Consider the following 16,823-nt stretch of genomic DNA (forward strand, 5'->3'; position numbering starts at 1 on the left):
TATTAAGTTAAAAGGCGTGAAACACATATTCATAGTTTTTGAATTTTAATTCTTTCGATCAAAAACTGTTTTAAAACATAGTTCACGTCTTATTTGCCATTTGGCTGAAGGAAAATACTATGAAATAACTAATTTTTATTATCTTAGAAGACTGTCAATACCGTTAAGAATGAGTGAGATCCAATACGATAAGCAATACAAGGGCGATAAAGATGTCCATAAAAAGATCCAAAAGTTCAAAAAAAGGTACTACGCGAACTTCTTGATCAAAGGAAGCCTTCTTTTCACAGCGTTGGTGCTTTCGCTCTACGTATTCTTCAATCTTATTGAGCATATCGCCGAATTCAACAGATATGGAAGAACATTCATTTTCTACTTGTTCGTCATATTGTCAGCTGGAGCATTGATTTATTGGGTTATTAATCCTTTGCTTTATTTATTAGGAATAAGAAAAACCATTTCTGATGAAGAAGCCGCTCAAAAAATCGGTAATTACTTCCCGGGAATAAGCGATAAATTATTGAACTTGCTTCAACTTGAGAATATTGCTGACAAGAACGATCTGGCAAAAGCCGCAATTGAAAATGGGAAAAACACCTTTAAAAACCAGCATTTCGAAGAAGCTGTTGAGACCAAAAAGAATAAAAGATACGTTCCTTATGCTATCTTGCCAGTGTTTTTAATAGCTCTCATAGTAGTGATTAGCCCAAGCCTGTTTACAAAAAGCACAAAAAGAATCATAGAACATCAGAGAGACTTTCTTCCAGAATTGCCTTTTAAGCTCAAAGTTCAAAATGAAAGTTTATTGGCATTTCAAAATGAAGACTTCACATTGAATATACAAGCTGTTGGAGAAAGCTTGCCTGCGGATTTATATCTTGTCACAGACTCTAGACGCATAAAAATGCAAAAAGAACCCGGAGGCCTTTTCAAGTACACTTTCCCGAAAATGCAAAGCAATGAGTCTTTTGATATCGAAGCACTGGGGCTGAAAGAAGGCCCATTCTTTATAGTTGTCAAGAACAGGCCTAACTTGAGAGGATTCAATGTTGACCTGAAATATCCTTCGTACACAAAAATTCCCAACGAACAAATTGCCAATTTAGGCAACCTGACAGTACCGGAAGGAACAGAAGCCTCATGGATATTCAACACTTTGGACGCTGACTCTCTATCCATGTTTTTTCCAACAACAGAAGAAATTGAATCGCTTGAATCCAAGGATAAAAATTTATTCTCTCACACAAGAGTATTAACTGAAAGTGGCCCTTATGAAATAAAGTTATCAAACGAATTCAGCCCGAATATCGACCAAATCATATATCAAATCGATGTAATAAAAGATCAATATCCAAAAATCACATTTGAGCAATTCAAGGATACTACGCTATACAAGTACATAATATTCGGTGGGAACCTTACTGACGACTACGGCATATCCAGCCTGAATTTATATTATAAAAAAGAAGGAGAAAAGAAGTACAAAAGGCAAGCTGTGTCTATCGCCAAAAACAAAGCGCAACAAGGCTACTATTATCAGTGGCCTTTGGATTCATTGAAATTAACTCCAGGCCAAAATGTCAGCTATTACCTTCAAGTAGCAGACAATGATCAAGTCAATGGCGCTAAAACAGCTAAAACCGCGACCTTTAGTTTTAAAACTCCTGAAAAAAGCGAAATAAAAGAAAGCATCGCCCAAAGCAGTAGTAACAATCAAAAAGATATAGAAAAATCCATTCGAGAAGCCAAAGAGGTCAGAGACAATATCAAGAATATAGAGAATCGAATCAAAGGCAAAAAATACTTGGATTGGCAAGACAGAAAAATGCTTGAAGCATTGGTTGAGCAAAAAAAGGAACTGGATAAAGAGCTTGAGGAGCTACAAAAACAACACAAGGAGGAACTAGCCAAAAGATCTCATTTCGATGAAATGGATAAAAACGATAAAATCGCTGAAAAAGCTAAAGAGCTTCAAAAGCTCATGAGCGAAGTGCTTGATGAGGAAACAAAAGAGCTTTATAGAGAACTTCAAAAATTGCTCGAGGAAAAACAATCAGACGTCAACGATATCAATGATAAGCTTGACGAGATTAGTTCCAAGGAGCAAAACTTGGAACAAGAACTAGAAAGGACTTTGGAGCTTTTTAAAAGAATGAAATTCGATTTCAAAGCGGAAGAAATTTCCAACAAACTCGAAGAGCTTCAAAAAAGAGAAGAGGAGCTGTCAAATGAAAAAATCACTGGTAAAAACTTCGATGAAATCGCCGAAAAACAAAAAGATATTGACAAGGAATTCGATGATTTAGAAAAAGAATTCAAAGAACTTAGCGAACTGAATCAGGATATGAAAAATCCTGAAGCTATGCCTAATACTTCCGAAGAGCGAAATAATATTCAAAACGAACAAGGCAATTTTCAAAATGCTCACGAGCAAAACAAAAAGAAGCAGGCCAATGAAAGCCAAAAGCAAATGAGCAAAGAAATGCAAAAGCTCGCTCAAAAAATGCGTGACATGCAAGCAAGCTCAGAAATGACTTCTCTTAATGAAAATCTAGACAATCTAAGATTCATACAATCTAACTTAATCAAAATATCCTTTGATCAAGAAGATCTTATTAAAGAGTTCAGAAAAGTTAACCAGTCGGATCCAAAATTCGTTGAACTCTCTCAGGGACAGTTGAAAATCAAAGATGATAGCAAAATCATCAATGACAGCCTTATTGCTTTATCGCAAAGGGTTTTTCAACTATCAAGCTTTGTGACCAGAGAACTGAACGACATGAATACGAATATCGACAATGCGACGATAAAAGTTAAAGAGAGAAAAGTAGCTGAAGCCATGGCCAAACAACAGTTTGCCATGACCTCGATGAACAACCTCGCGCTCATGCTCGATCAGGTGATGACTCAAATGCAACAACAAATGCAAAATGCAATGGGCAACTCTGATCCTAAGCAAAAGGGCGGAAAGCCCAAACTCAGCGATTTGCAAAAACAGCTGAATGAAAAAATTAAAAACTTGAAAAAGAGTGGCAAAAAAGGAAGACAACTCTCAGAGGAGCTTTCCAAGCTTGCTTCAGAACAAGAAAAGATACGCAGAGCTTTAGAGCAAGACGGCGACAAAAAAGGAAAAATAGATCCAAATGGGAAACCGTCTGAGGGAGAAGGCGAAGGAGAGAAAGAAGGCAAAGAAAATGGAGGAGGCAATCCTTATAAGAAGCTTGCCGAAAACATGGAAAATACTGAAATTGATCTAGTCAACAAACGCTTGACGCAAGAAATGATCAACAGGCAAGAAGATATTCTCACCAAGATGCTGGAAGCTGAAAATGCTGAAAGAGAGGACGAATACGAGAAAGAAAGGGAAGCAGAACAGGCGTCTAGCTATGAGCAAGTAATGCCTAAAGCCTTTGAAGAGTATATAAAACTCAAAGAAAAGGAGTTAGAACGATTAAAAACCGTACCTTTGAGGTTCAATAAATATTACAAGGAAGAAGTTAATCGTTATTTCAATAACAAGAACAAACAAAAAGATAATAATTGATAATGGATTCGATAAATATTGAAATACCATCATTAAGTGAAAATATCAGAATCATTGAAAGCTTCATCGACAATGTGAAGGACAAGTTCAATCTTAATGATGACATTTATGGAAATATAATGATTGCTGTTACGGAATCCGTAAACAACGCTATAAATCATGGCAACAAAAAAGACAAGTCTAAAAATGTTAGCATAACCATGAATTATAGCGAAGATGAAATAAAATTCATCGTTTCAGATGAAGGAGAGGGATTTGATTACAATCATCTACCAGATCCAACGGCTCCGGAGAACATTGACAAGCCAAGCGGCAGAGGCATATTCTTGATGAAGCATCTTTGTGATGAAATTGAATTCAAATCGGAAGGAAGCGTCGCTGAACTAACATTTTACTTGAACTAATGGAGTCCACTATAGAGTTTTATAGCGAAGAGATTTCTTTTGAAGTTCCAGAAGAGGAAAAGATCAAGCAATGGATAGATGCAGTTATTCAAAATCACGGTAAAAAATCTGGAGACATTAGCTTCATTTTTTGCGACGACGAATATCTTCATCAAATAAACGTTCAATACTTGGACCATGATACGCTTACCGACATTATAACATTTGACAATTCCGATGAAGAAGATGTTATAGAGGGAGATATTTTCGTAAGTGTTGACAGAGTAAATGAAAATGCCAAATCATTCGAAACTACTTTCGATAATGAACTTAAAAGAGTGATCATACATGGCATATTGCATTTATTAGGCTTCAAAGACAAATCTGATGAAGAAGCTCAAAATATGAGGGATAAAGAAGATGAATCGCTAGCGATTTTCAATAAAATCCAATAATCAATCTTAACGTTCCACGTGAAACACTAAGCGAACTATAAATCCGTTATGTTTCACGTGGAACATTTGTTTATTATAGAATAAGCAATAAACAGCTTATTTGAAAAACCTTCCTAAATAGGCAGGTCAATGGGTATTGTGAAAAAGAATAAAGATGTTTAAGGAATACGATTTAATTGTTGTAGGTGCTGGCCATGCAGGATGCGAGGCTGCCGCTGCTGCTGCAAACATGGGTAAAAGTGTGTTGTTGGTAACGATGAATATGAACACTATTGCTCAAATGTCATGCAATCCAGCTATTGGAGGAGTTGCCAAAGGACAAATCGTAAGAGAAATAGATGCATTGGGAGGCCAAACAGGCATTGTTTCCGATAAGTCTATGATACAATTCAGGCTTTTAAATAGGTCTAAAGGTCCAGCCATGTGGAGTCCAAGAACTCAAAACGACCGTATGAGATTTGCTGAAGAGTGGAGGATATTGCTCGAGCATACCGATAATGTGGACTTCTGGCAAGAAATGGTAACTGGCCTTATCGTTGAAGATAATATGATAAAAGGAGTTACTACATCTTTGGGCCTTGAAATAAAATCCAAAGCAGTAGTTTTAACCAATGGAACTTTTCTAAACGGAATTATTCATATTGGAGAAAAACAATTCGGAGGAGGAAGAACAGGGGAAAGTGCTGCTAAAGGCATTACAGAACAATTGGTATCCTTAGGTTTCGAATCCGGAAGAATGAAAACTGGAACGCCTCCAAGGGTTGACGCTAGATCATTGAACTTTGATCTAATGGAAGAGCAAGCTGGAGATGACGAGCCTCAAAAATTTTCTTATAGCACAGAAACCGTAACGCTTAAAGAACAAAGAAGCTGTTATATTACATATACTAATCCTGAGGTTCATGAAATTTTGAAAACAGGATTTGAAAAATCACCTATGTTCAACGGTCGAATCAAAGGCTTGGGCCCTAGATACTGTCCGTCCATAGAGGATAAAATCAACAGATTTGCAGAAAGAGAAAGACATCAAATTTTCGTTGAGCCAGAAGGCTGGAATACAGTGGAAATTTATGTGAATGGATTCTCATCGTCTTTGCCTGAAGATGTGCAAATGAAAGCTTTGAAAAAAATCAAAGGTTTTGAAAATGTAAAAATGTTCAGGCCTGGATATGCTATCGAATATGATTTCTTTCCGCCTACGCAACTAAAAAACACTCTGGAAACAAAACTTGTAAAAGGCTTATTCTTTGCTGGACAAATCAATGGCACAACGGGTTATGAAGAAGCTGCGGCACAAGGATTGATGGCAGGGATCAATGCGTCTTTGATGATTGATCAAAAAGGCCCATTCATTCTAAAAAGATCTGAAGCTTATATCGGTGTTTTGATTGATGACTTGATCAATAAAGGAACCGAAGAGCCTTACAGGATGTTTACCTCAAGAGCTGAGTATAGAATACTTCTAAGGCAAGACAATGCTGATATCAGGCTTACTCAAAAAGGATTTGAGATAGGATTGGCTACAGAAGATCGTCTCAACAATATGCTTTCGAAAAAAAGCAATATTGCTAAAATTCTGAATGATCTTAAGCAGAAAAAACTAAAACCTAGCTTGTTGAATGAGCATTTGGAGAGATTTGGAACAGCGCCAGTAAGAGAATCTCAAAGCGCTTACAATATTCTAAAAAGACCAGAAATAGATTGTGAAAAAATCGGTCAAATATCAGAGTCCATTAAAGAATATCTTTTTAAATATAGCAGAGAAGAAATCGAAGAAGCGGAAATTCTCGTCAAATACGACAACTATATAGAAAAAGAGAAAAAGCTGGCTGAAAAGATAGAAAGCTTGGAAAACTTCGAAATCAGACGAGAAATAAACTACGAAGAGATTGTAACTCTTTCAAAGGAAGCTAGAGAAAAACTAAACAAGATCAAGCCTGAAACACTAGGACAAGCCTCTCGAATAAGCGGAGTTTCTCCAGCAGACATATCCATACTAATGGTATATTTGGGAAGGTAAATTTTGTAATCTGACATTATTTTAAATACATTTAGGAGTGGCTAACACTCCTTTTTTTATGATATGAAGAGGCATTTATTAAGTAACTTGAAACTAAAAGGAAATATCATTTTAGGCTTTTCCATTTCATTCATGACATGGATGTCTTGCGCTAGTATTTCCCAACCTACTGGAGGTCCTAAAGACTCTATACCTCCATCTATTATTTCTTCCACCCCAAAGGATCAATCTATAGACTTTACCGGAGATAGAATAAAATTGACCTTTGATGAGTGGGTACAACTAAATAATCCGACAAAAGAAATGATCATCACACCCGATTTAGGTGGAAAAGTGATGACAAAACTCAAAGGTAAGAGCGTTGAAATTCGCTTTTTACAACCACTGGATAGCAACACTACTTATACTATCAACTTCCAAAATAGTATTCAAGATGTTACAGAGAAAAATAGCTTAAGCTTGAATCAAGAAACTTTTTCTTTTAGCACAGGCAATTATCTAGATTCGATTGTCGCTAGTGGCGAGTCAAGAGATATTCTGACAGACAAAGAAGTTAAAAACACCGTTATAGCTTTATACAGAGCAAATGATACCCTGACTATCTTTAACGATAGACCTTATTACTTCACTAAAATCAGAGAAGAAAAAGATCGTCCACAAAGAACACCTAGAAGAAGAGGTGTTGAAATACCGGAAGAAAAAGGCGGAAAATTTAAAATACCGAATCTAAAAGCTGGAGAATATTTTGTTTACGCATTCAACGATGCCAATGAAAACCTAAAATATGATCCACAAACCGAAGGAATTGGTTTCTTGGTCGACCCTATTAGAATCGACAGCAATATCTATGACCTTGACATTCCACTGGTATTAATGGATGAAAGAGAGCTTGAAATACAAAAAGCAGTAGCATCTGGACCATATTTTCAAATAGGCTTTAATAAATACATAGATACTTTTAATATCAAAAGTGATCGAAGTCTTATTTATAACCTTCTCTCAGATAATAAAACAATACAGTTTTACAATCTGGATAGCTTAGGAGAAGAGGATAGCATTAAGCTTGAAGTCTTTGCAATGGATTCATTGACCAATAAGACTGACAGCACCCTTTACATGAAATTCAGAGAATCCAGAAGGAAGCCTGCCGAACTAGAAGAAAGCTTTGATCCGGGTAAAAGAAAGTATATCACTCATAATTTCAAAGCTGAATATTCTTTTTCAAAACCGCTTAAGGAAGTCATTACAGATAGTATTTTCTTCTACTATGACTCTTTGAATACAATTGAAATAACCGAAGAGGATCTTACTTTCAACAATACAAGAAACCATGTAACACTGGAAAAAAACATAGAGCTTGACACTATTCTTTATGATTCGATTCCAATCACAGAATTCAATAAAGTGCTTTTATATGGAGGCAGAGGAGCCTTTGTAACCATTGAGAACGATAGCTCTAGTGAGATACAGAAAGCCTTTACTTTCGCAAAGGAAGAGCTCGTAGGTAGCCTAGCGGGATCAATTACTACAGAAGAGCCAAACTATATCATTCAGTTATTGAATGCCAAATATGAGCTGTACGACCAACAATACAACGGAGAAGAATATTTTTTCAGAGATCTTGATCCAGGTGAATATAGAATCAGAATCATAGTTGATAAAAATGGAAATGGCAGATGGGATCCAGGAAATATTTTAACAAAAACTCCACCTGAGCCTGTATATTTCTTTAAAGACAAAGTAATAGTTCGCGCAAACTGGGAAATTGGAAACATCAATTTAGATTTCTAAAATATTATTAATAAAGAAAAAAGCCCTGTCGATAATCGACAGGGCTTTTTTTATGCCTCATTTTTTAACTGAAGCATCTCTCGTCCTTCAATTTTTATTTTTTATTCTAATACAACAAGCAAATCGTAGCATTCCGCTTCTTTAAAGTGAATAATATCTCTTATTCAAAGCCATTAAACTCATCAATTCTAATTAATCAAAATTTCAGAAATCGAAATATCACTTCAGCCCATTATCCTCAAAAAAAGTAATGAAAAGAGATAGTGAGCAATAGACATTATCCCATGTGATTTCTTATTCCCATTATTTTCTACTGAAGAACTAGAAAAAATAGAATCTAGAAAAATCAATCTGGATGAACATTAATCAATTCGAACTTAATCAGAAAGACATTTTTTGAGATTTGACTTTACTCAAAATCATAAGAAATAAAATGGCTTTAGAATTATTCGCGCAATCAGATAAAATTTTAGAGAAAAGTAAGACTGGAAATTCAGTAAAATTGAAAAAATACTTAAAAAGTTAAGCACATAAATTCTAAATGTGGATAAAAGCTAAAATAGGCGCTAAAATCAAATCAGGAACGATTTTATGTGAATATCTATGTGGATAATTGTTGATATGTCAACAAACAAGCCGATTTCAGTCCTTATAAATCCACCATTATGATCCACAAATCAACAGACTCAAATCAAATCTATAAGCAACTCCTCTCTACAGTGTATAAACTGGTCTTAAAAAGCGCTTTTTCAACAAATCATCCACGATTTAATAATAAACAACAAGTTATCCACAAAAATTAAAAATCAAGCGTATTTTTTGTTAATTTGCTAAATAACAACTAGATAGATGTGGATAAGATGTTTGTTAAATAACTCATCTTGTTTAAAAAATAAGACTTGTTAAGAAACAAGAACAAAATCAATTAGTTTTCAACGAATCCACACCTTAATAATAATAATAAACAGTTTTTTAAAAATAAATTATTAATATAAATACCTATTAAATGTTGATAAGTAAAAAGCTTTATAAAATTATTGCTTCGTTCGCATGTTTGATTCTATTGATTTGTACTCCATACATCTCAAAATCGCAATCAAACAATGAAATTCTGCTCGCGAATGAATATTTCGAGCAAGGAGATGTGGATAAAGCATTGGTCATTTATGAAGAGCTGGCGAAAAAGAAAGAAAACATTCTACTTATCCACAAAAATTACTTTGACTTGTTATTATCTTCTAAAGATTTTAAAAAAGCGAAATCGTATATAAAGAAGGTCAATCGTTTTTACCCTAACAATCCAAAGTTTAAAATAGATGAAGGAATTTATTATTTAATCAGTGGGGATAAAGCGGAAGCGAATGAGATCTTTGAAAAGATCATTAATGAAAAGAAAAAAGATCAACAAAGAACCAGATCTATCGCTCAATACTTTTTTCATAAGCAATACTATACTTGGGCTGAAAAAGCTTATTTAGACAGTCGTAAAGCTCTAAAGAAAGATAATATCTATGGTTATGAACTTGCGAATATTTACATCCTGTCGAATAACAAGGATAAGATGCTTAATGAGTATCTGAATATTCTTAAATACAATGCTTCGAATATCAATTATATCAAGAATGTGCTTCAAAGAACAATGAAGGAGCCAGAGGATATTGATAGCTTAGAAGAAAAATTAGTTGAATTAGTTCAGGAAGATAATAAAAGACCTTACGTTGAACTTTTGATTTGGACAAACTTGCAGCAAAAAGATTTCTACGGAGCTTTTGTCCAAGCGAGAGCTTTGGAAATACGCGAAAAAGGAAATGGTGAAAAAGTGTACGAGATAGGGAGCATTGCCTTATCTAACAAAGATTATGAGATGGCTATCGAAATTTTTGATTATATCACGTCGAACTTTAGCCATACACCATTTTATGCACTAGCTCGCAAAAATGCGATAAAAGCGAAATCAGAGCATGTGAAGAGCACTTATCCGGTTGACTTGGATGCCATCAATAATTTGATCGCAGAATACGATAAATTATTTCTCGATATCGGCGCAAATAAGACAAGCTTGGAGGGAATTAGAAATCAGGCGATGCTCCATGCTTTTTATTTGCATCAGTTTGACACAGCAAAAGAGAAATTGAATTTTGTTATTGATAATGCGCGCACAGGCAGAAGCGTTAGATTGAAAGCGAAAATGGATCTAGGAGATTTACATATATTTACTCAAGAACCATGGGAGTCTTCATTACTATATTCGCAAGTGGAAAAAGAGGCTAAAAGCACTCCAATAGCATACGAAGCGAAATTCAAGAATGCGAAATTATCGTATTTCAACGGAGATTTTGATTTGGCAAAGGCTCACTTGGATATACTTAAAGAAGGAACGACCAAGAAGATTGCTAATGATGCGATGGCTTTAAGCTTGCTTATCAAGGACAATACAGGCTTGGACAGCACCGAATATGCAATGAAGAGATATTCTGCTATTGATTTGATGTTATTTCAAAATAAAAAAGACAGTGCTTTATTGGCGATTGATAAAATGTTGGATGAATTTCCCGGACATAGTTTGACGGATGAATTGCACTGGGCAAAGGCTAATATCTTTGTTTCTTTGGGACAAGATGATCAGGCGATAGCTTCTTTGGAATTATTGATTGAAGATTATTCTCATGATATTTTGGGAGATGACGCCCATTTTCTTTTAGCCAATCTTTATGAGAAAACAGACAAGAATAAGGCAATGGAATTGTATCAAGAGTTTCTCATAAAGCATAAAGGAAGCATTTTTACCTCGGAAGCGCGAAAGAAGTTCAGAATGCTTAGAGGAGACGAGGTGTATTAGAGATAGCTTAGGTAGTATGATAATGCTAATCGATTTGATATCGATTAGCATTATTTTTTTAATCTCGTAAATCTATTAGACATAATTTCGATTGATTTTTTATCCATTTTATTTCCCTCTCTAAGGAACACAATGGAGGATGATTCTGAAAATCATAAAAAATTAATCGTGATATACATTATTGCACAGATTTCATTTTTTGAATTTTTTCCTCAAGACATTTTTTATATGTATCTAGAGAAATTGGCTTGTTGATGAATGAAATAACGGCTGGCGATTTAAGTATGGTTTTTTCTTCATTTTCGTTCATAGAAGAGCTTAGAAAGTACAAATTCACATCTGGAAATTGAGGATAGAACTCACGATCATACACTTCAAGAAACTCGAATCCATTCATCACTGGCATATCCAAGTCGATGAAAATGAAGTTTGGAAATTCATTTTTTGTTTCAGCTATTGCACGAAGAGCGTTTAATGCTTTTTCGGCATTGATGAATTTTTCGACGGAGAATCCATCGGAAACTTTTTTAGTGTAGGTTTCCAAAATGAAGGAATGAATCTCATCATCGTCCACTAAAAAAATCTTTTTTGACATAGGTTAATTAGTTAAAAGTTGTACTTTCCCAGATTCGGAAGCGATACCAGCATTGTTGTCCCGGTTTCGTCGCTCTTATGTATTGAAATCTGGCCCTTTATTCTTTTCACAGCTTGTTTGCATATATATAAACCAAGCCCTGATCCGACAGATTTTTCGCTAGCTCTGAAGAACATGTCGAATATATTGTCGTGGAACTTTTCTATTATGCCGTTGCCATTATCTTTAATTGAGAGGTATGTATAATGCATATTGCCATTGATTGAAATGAAAATAGAGGGGGATCTTCTGGTACTTCTGAATTTTATGGCATTGTCCAGAATGTGCATGAGAATTTTATTGATAAGCTTGGCATCGCTGTTTAGAGGGTTGTTTTGGTTGTTCTCTAGTTGGAATTCTATGTTTTCATGGGCATATTTTTTTTCTAGTATCTTAATGCAATTGTTAAGTATATTTTCAAAACTTATCGTTTCAATGTAATTCACATCTTGCTTCACTTTAGCTACTTCCACAAGCTCTTCAAGTGTATTGTTGAGTGTCAAAGCGCTTTCTTCAAGCATGCTGATATATTGCAAGCTTTTATCGTCTTCGACATCCAGCTTGAAGACATTCACCATGCCTAATATACTAGCTATTGGCCCTTTAAGGTTATGAGATGATTTATACATGAAAGTTTCCAAATCATGATTCACTTCCACAAGCTTGTTATTAGCCTTGATCTTGTCAGTGATGTTCCTGACGATTACAAGGAATTTTTTGTCTTGCTTTACTCTTATTCTAGCTTCATAATAGCTGATAAGGTCGGTATTATGATTTGGTTTTTGAAATTCGATAATGATAGTCTGGCTTTGCTTCATTGCTTTTTCGAATCCTTTTTTGACAGCGTCAAATGTATTTTCATCGAAAAATGCGGTGGCATAGCAGCCTATGTATTCATTTGGATTCAAATGACTGTCATAAAAGTCAATGATGATGCCTTCCTGATTAATGATTAACATGGTGTCAGGAATAGCTTTCAATATTGCTGAATTTTTGCAATGACTTCTATGAAGCTCTTGATCCTTGATTATTCTTTCGCTGATATCTCTGATTATCGCTTGATATTGATTGACATCTATTTTTTTTGCGTTTATCTCAACAGGAATTTTGTTGTTGTTGTATGTAATCAAGTCGATGTGATCGAAAAGCATGCTTTGATTGGAGTTTTGATCCAATGTGCTGATGAGTTCGATATTTTCTTGAAACTCCAATATGTCATAAATGCTATGGTCAGCGACATTTTCATAGCTTATATCCAACATATCTACAAGAGGACTATTGAAATCAGTGATATTGCCATTCTGGTCGAAAGTTATAATGCCATCCGAAGCTTGCTCTACCAGCAATCTATATTTCTTTTCACTATGTCTAAGCTGGTCTAATGCTTTCTTTTGACTGGAGATATCTTGTATGGCACCAAATACCACATCAAAGCCTGTTTTATCGTCTTTTTTGGAGATAATACTGTTGATCACCCATTTGACTTCTCCATTTTTATCGACGATTCTGTGCTTGATTTCATTGCTTTCTCCATTCTGCAAACTCATATTCACTGCAGTGAAGACAAGTCTCATATCTTGAGGATGGATGTTTTTGATAAAATGCTTGGCCTTGTATTGCGTCCTTTCGTTGTCACCTTCCATTTCCATGAGTTTGATGACTTCTTTCGAGATGCTTACATTTCCGTCTTTGGTAGAATATTGCCAGTTGCCAATATTCGAAATCTTTTGAACATCGTTAAGCTTGAACCTGCTGTCGCTTAATGCAACTTCAGAGAGCTTTTGGTGTGTTATATCTGTGATTGTGCCAGTGATTTTAGTCAGATCGCCATTTTCATCCCAGTCTATGGCTTTTGACTTGACTGATACATAGATATTTTTCTTATCGCTTAGTTGAAGTTTATAACAAGAATTTAAGCCGCTGATTTTTTTATTGGAATAGCCAGCAATATTCTCTTTGATCAATTCGTAATCCTCAGTTGAGAAAAACAGTTTCAAAACACTGTCTAGATTATTGTCAAACTGTCCTTCTCGGATCTTTAGAACATTATGCAGAAACTCATCGCTTAAATTGAGTGTGTTTTTTTTTAGGTCGATTTCCCAAAGTCCGATTTTATTGGTTTCTATAGCTGCTTGAAGTCTTTCCGAGAAATTGTGTTTTTCAATTTCTTTCAACTTCTGCTCAGTGACATCCAAGCAAAAAGTTAGAATTTGGGTAATATGGCCCATTTGATCGAATTGGGGAATTCTATCTGTACGAATCCATTTCTGTTCGCCATATCTATTCTCAAATGGCTCAACAACCCCAAGCAAAGGTTGTTGGGTTTTGATTACTTTTAAATCTTTTTCGTAGTATTTTTTTGCATACTTTGGAGCCAATTCAAAAAGAGACTTTTGATTGATTTCCTTGATATTTCTAACAAAATACTCTTCAGACTTGATATTGGCCAGCAATATATTGTTCTCCAGATCTTTGATCCAGACCATGGCAGGAGAGTATTCAAATAAGATATTGTCATTGAATAAACTCAGGTCAAAGTTTTTGAACTTGGTTATTGCTTCTTTTTTTTCTCTATGCGTATTGACTTCTCTTTCTATCGCTGGGATAAGCCTTTTGAGATTATTTTTCAAGATATAATCTCTTGCGCCAAATTTGATCGCCTTCACAGCATGCTCTTCATTCTGCTCGGTTGAAATGATGATGAAAGGCGTCGTGATTTTATTCTTTTTGGCGTATCGTATCAAGTCAAGAGAGTGAATTTGATTCATTTCATAAGGACATATGATCATGTCCCAGAATTTCTTTTGAATCAAATTGACAGCTTTATCCCAATGATAGATAAGTTCGCTTTTGAAAATGTAAGGCGTGTGGTTAAGGATGGATTGCAATAAGCTGCAATCATCGTAGGAATTGCCCAGATAAAGTATGTTCAACTCTTTAGTGAGAGAAATATCCGGCAATGATTGCTGTTCGATTTCTTTAAGCATACACACGATTTAGTTTGGCTATCAGAACTGAAATTTAACACAAAACATTGAATAATACAATTAAGTATTAATTACAAATTTCTGTAATTAAATTTAAAATAGCCAAACTAAATCTCAAATATAGCCTTGTTATGATTCTATGAATTCATTAATAGCTTTATTAAGTTCAGAAAATGTGTGTTTTAAGATATCTTCATTTTCTTCCAGTAGCGTGATCCTAAAGCCGCTTAATTCAGAACAAAATGAAGAAATAGGCACTACGCAAATTCCTTTTGCGGCAAGGAGATAATAAGTAAATCTTTTGTCCAAGGACATTTCAGGCTCTTTTTCGAACCAAGATTCTACCAGCTCTTTCGTTTTCCCATCTTCTATTTTTAATTTTTGATGAGGCTTCAATACTCCTTCTTTGAAAATAATAGTATTGTAAAAAGCACCATTCGTTGGGTTGAAGTATATGCCTGGCGTATCTTGAAGTAGATTTCCGATAATTTGGCTTCTCTTGCCGATTTTTTCTCTTAGTTCAATCAGATACTTTTGATATGCTGGATTTTCCATGATCTTAGGAATGGAAAGCTGAGGAAGCTTGGTAGAGCATACTTCTATCATTTTAGCGTTTTCCAAAGTCGAGCACAAAGCCTCAAATTGAGGGTCGGCTTCTTTATTGTAGAACTCCATCCATCCGCAACGAGCTCCTGGCCATGGAAATTCTTTGGAAATGCCTTTAAGAGCAATGCCTGGTTGATTTCCGATGATTTCAGCCAAGGCTTTGGTTTCAGCACCATTATAAGTGATGTTCATGTATATTTCGTCAGATATGACGATCAAGTTGAACTCTTCGGCAATCTCTAATATTTTTCTGAGAATATGCTCGGGATATATCATTCCTGTAGGATTGTCAGGATTGATGACCAGAATTCCAACGATATTGGGATTGTATTTTACTTTGTTGTACAGATCATCCAAATCAGGAAACCAGTGGTTGTCTGGATCCAGCTTGTAAGTGATCGGTTGGTGATTGGCGTGGGCGGCTTCCGCTGAAGAGTGAGTTGAGTAGGCGGGAGATGGCCCAATAATTCGAGATGTAGGCTCTAGAAATTGGTATAACTTGGCGATGGCGTCGCCTAGGCCATTGAAAAACAAAATATCATCCGCGGTGATTTGCGCGCCTTCGAGTTCATTGTTTTTCTTAGCCAAGTATTGCCTTGTATGAGGCACTCCTTTTGAATGGCAATATCCAAAAGTATGATCTTCTTGAATGAGATCTTTGAGAGTGTCTTTCATCCATTGTGGTACTTTTAGTCCTTTGGCTATGGGATCTCCGATATTTTCCCAAATGATGTTTTGTCCCAGAGCTTGCAATTGCTCCGCTTTCTTTACGATTCCTCGTATTTCGTAGCTGAGTTCTTTCGAACCCTCTCGTAGCAGTTTTTGTCTCATGCTAACTATATTATTTTAACTCACTTCAGCGTTAAGATACGACCCAAATTGATAATCGTTTTTCAATATTTGTTTTTTTAACGTTTCAACTTTGCATATATTCAATTAAATGTCAATAAAATATATTTTAGAAAAATGAATAGTGAGCAATTTAATGAATTGATAAAGAGAAGGAGGTCCATTTTTCCTACGCTATTTACTGGAGAAGTTGTTGAGGATGATATTGTTCAGCAAATGCTGGAAAATGCTCATTGGGCTCCGATGCATAAATTGACGTATCCATGGAGATTCAAGGTGTATACTGGAGAGGGAATTAAGAAACTGGCAAACTTTATGGCCGAATGCTACAAGGAAGTTTCGACAAATAAAGGAAACTTTGATGAGAAGAATTACCAGAAGTTGCTGACAAAACCATTGCTATCCTCTCATATCATATCAATTGGAATGAAATCCAGTGGCATGGTGCCTGAGATAGAGGAAATCGAAGCTGTTTCTTGCGCAGTTGAGAATATGTATTTGACAGCGGCCGCGTATGATGTGGGGATGTATTGGGGAACAGGAGGCGTGACTTATATTGAAGAAGCCAAGTCTTTTTTTGATTTGGACGAGCAAGATAAATTGCTAGGTTTTGTGTTCATAGGCAAGCCTAAAATTTGGCCGGAAGGCAAAAGAAAAGATATAAACGACTTTGTTGAATGGGTTAAATAGATACAACAATTATAATGACGGCGCA

Annotated in this window: 10 protein-coding genes; 7 read left to right on the top strand and 3 right to left on the bottom strand. The window is 35.4% G+C overall.

Going from position 1 to position 16,823, the window contains the following annotated elements:
• Window positions 1-169 precede the first annotated feature (169 nt).
• The 6 genes from AABK36_RS00005 (at window position 170) to AABK36_RS00030 (ending at window position 11,032) form a co-directional block, all read left to right on the top strand.
• Window positions 170-3,544, top strand: coding sequence for a DUF4175 family protein (locus tag AABK36_RS00005; protein WP_309936949.1), 3,375 nt, complete (start codon window positions 170-172; stop codon window positions 3,542-3,544).
• 2 nt (window positions 3,545-3,546) lie between these two features.
• The gene (locus AABK36_RS00010; protein ID WP_309936950.1) at window positions 3,547-3,948 is read left to right on the top strand and encodes an ATP-binding protein; all 402 of its coding nucleotides are present in this window, start codon (window positions 3,547-3,549) and stop codon (window positions 3,946-3,948) included.
• Window positions 3,948-4,382, top strand: a complete 435-nt coding sequence (ybeY, locus tag AABK36_RS00015; RefSeq protein WP_309936952.1) for an rRNA maturation RNase YbeY — start codon at window positions 3,948-3,950, stop codon at window positions 4,380-4,382. Before AABK36_RS00010 ends, ybeY begins: the two co-directional genes overlap by 1 nt.
• A gap of 154 nt (window positions 4,383-4,536) precedes the next feature.
• Entirely contained in the window at window positions 4,537-6,402 is a 1,866-nt protein-coding gene (gene mnmG, locus AABK36_RS00020) for a tRNA uridine-5-carboxymethylaminomethyl(34) synthesis enzyme MnmG (protein WP_309936953.1), read from the top strand.
• Between the two features lie 63 nt (window positions 6,403-6,465).
• Entirely contained in the window at window positions 6,466-8,193 is a 1,728-nt protein-coding gene (locus tag AABK36_RS00025) for an Ig-like domain-containing domain (protein WP_309936954.1), read from the top strand.
• A gap of 1,006 nt (window positions 8,194-9,199) precedes the next feature.
• A complete protein-coding gene (locus AABK36_RS00030) occupies window positions 9,200-11,032 on the top strand; it encodes a tetratricopeptide repeat protein (RefSeq protein ID WP_309936955.1) in 1,833 nt (610 codons plus the stop codon).
• Between the two features lie 178 nt (window positions 11,033-11,210).
• Here AABK36_RS00030 and AABK36_RS00035 read toward each other — a convergent pair whose 3' ends face one another.
• The 3 genes from AABK36_RS00035 to AABK36_RS00045 form a co-directional block, all read right to left on the bottom strand.
• The gene (locus AABK36_RS00035) at window positions 11,211-11,627 is read right to left on the bottom strand and encodes a response regulator (RefSeq protein WP_309936956.1); all 417 of its coding nucleotides are present in this window, start codon (window positions 11,625-11,627) and stop codon (window positions 11,211-11,213) included.
• 11 nt (window positions 11,628-11,638) lie between these two features.
• The gene (locus tag AABK36_RS00040; protein ID WP_309936957.1) at window positions 11,639-14,653 is read right to left on the bottom strand and encodes a PAS domain S-box protein; all 3,015 of its coding nucleotides are present in this window, start codon (window positions 14,651-14,653) and stop codon (window positions 11,639-11,641) included.
• Between the two features lie 129 nt (window positions 14,654-14,782).
• Window positions 14,783-16,090 (bottom strand): pyridoxal phosphate-dependent aminotransferase, encoded by a 1,308-nt coding sequence (locus AABK36_RS00045; protein WP_309936958.1) that lies wholly within the window; start codon window positions 16,088-16,090, stop codon window positions 14,783-14,785.
• Between the two features lie 135 nt (window positions 16,091-16,225).
• Here AABK36_RS00045 and AABK36_RS00050 point away from each other — a divergent pair, with 135 nt between their 5' ends.
• The gene (locus AABK36_RS00050) at window positions 16,226-16,798 is read left to right on the top strand and encodes a nitroreductase family protein (RefSeq protein ID WP_309936959.1); all 573 of its coding nucleotides are present in this window, start codon (window positions 16,226-16,228) and stop codon (window positions 16,796-16,798) included.
• Window positions 16,799-16,823 lie beyond the last annotated feature (25 nt).

Source organism: Aureibacter tunicatorum (assembly GCF_036492635.1).
GTDB lineage: Bacteria > Bacteroidota > Bacteroidia > Cytophagales > Cyclobacteriaceae > Aureibacter > Aureibacter tunicatorum.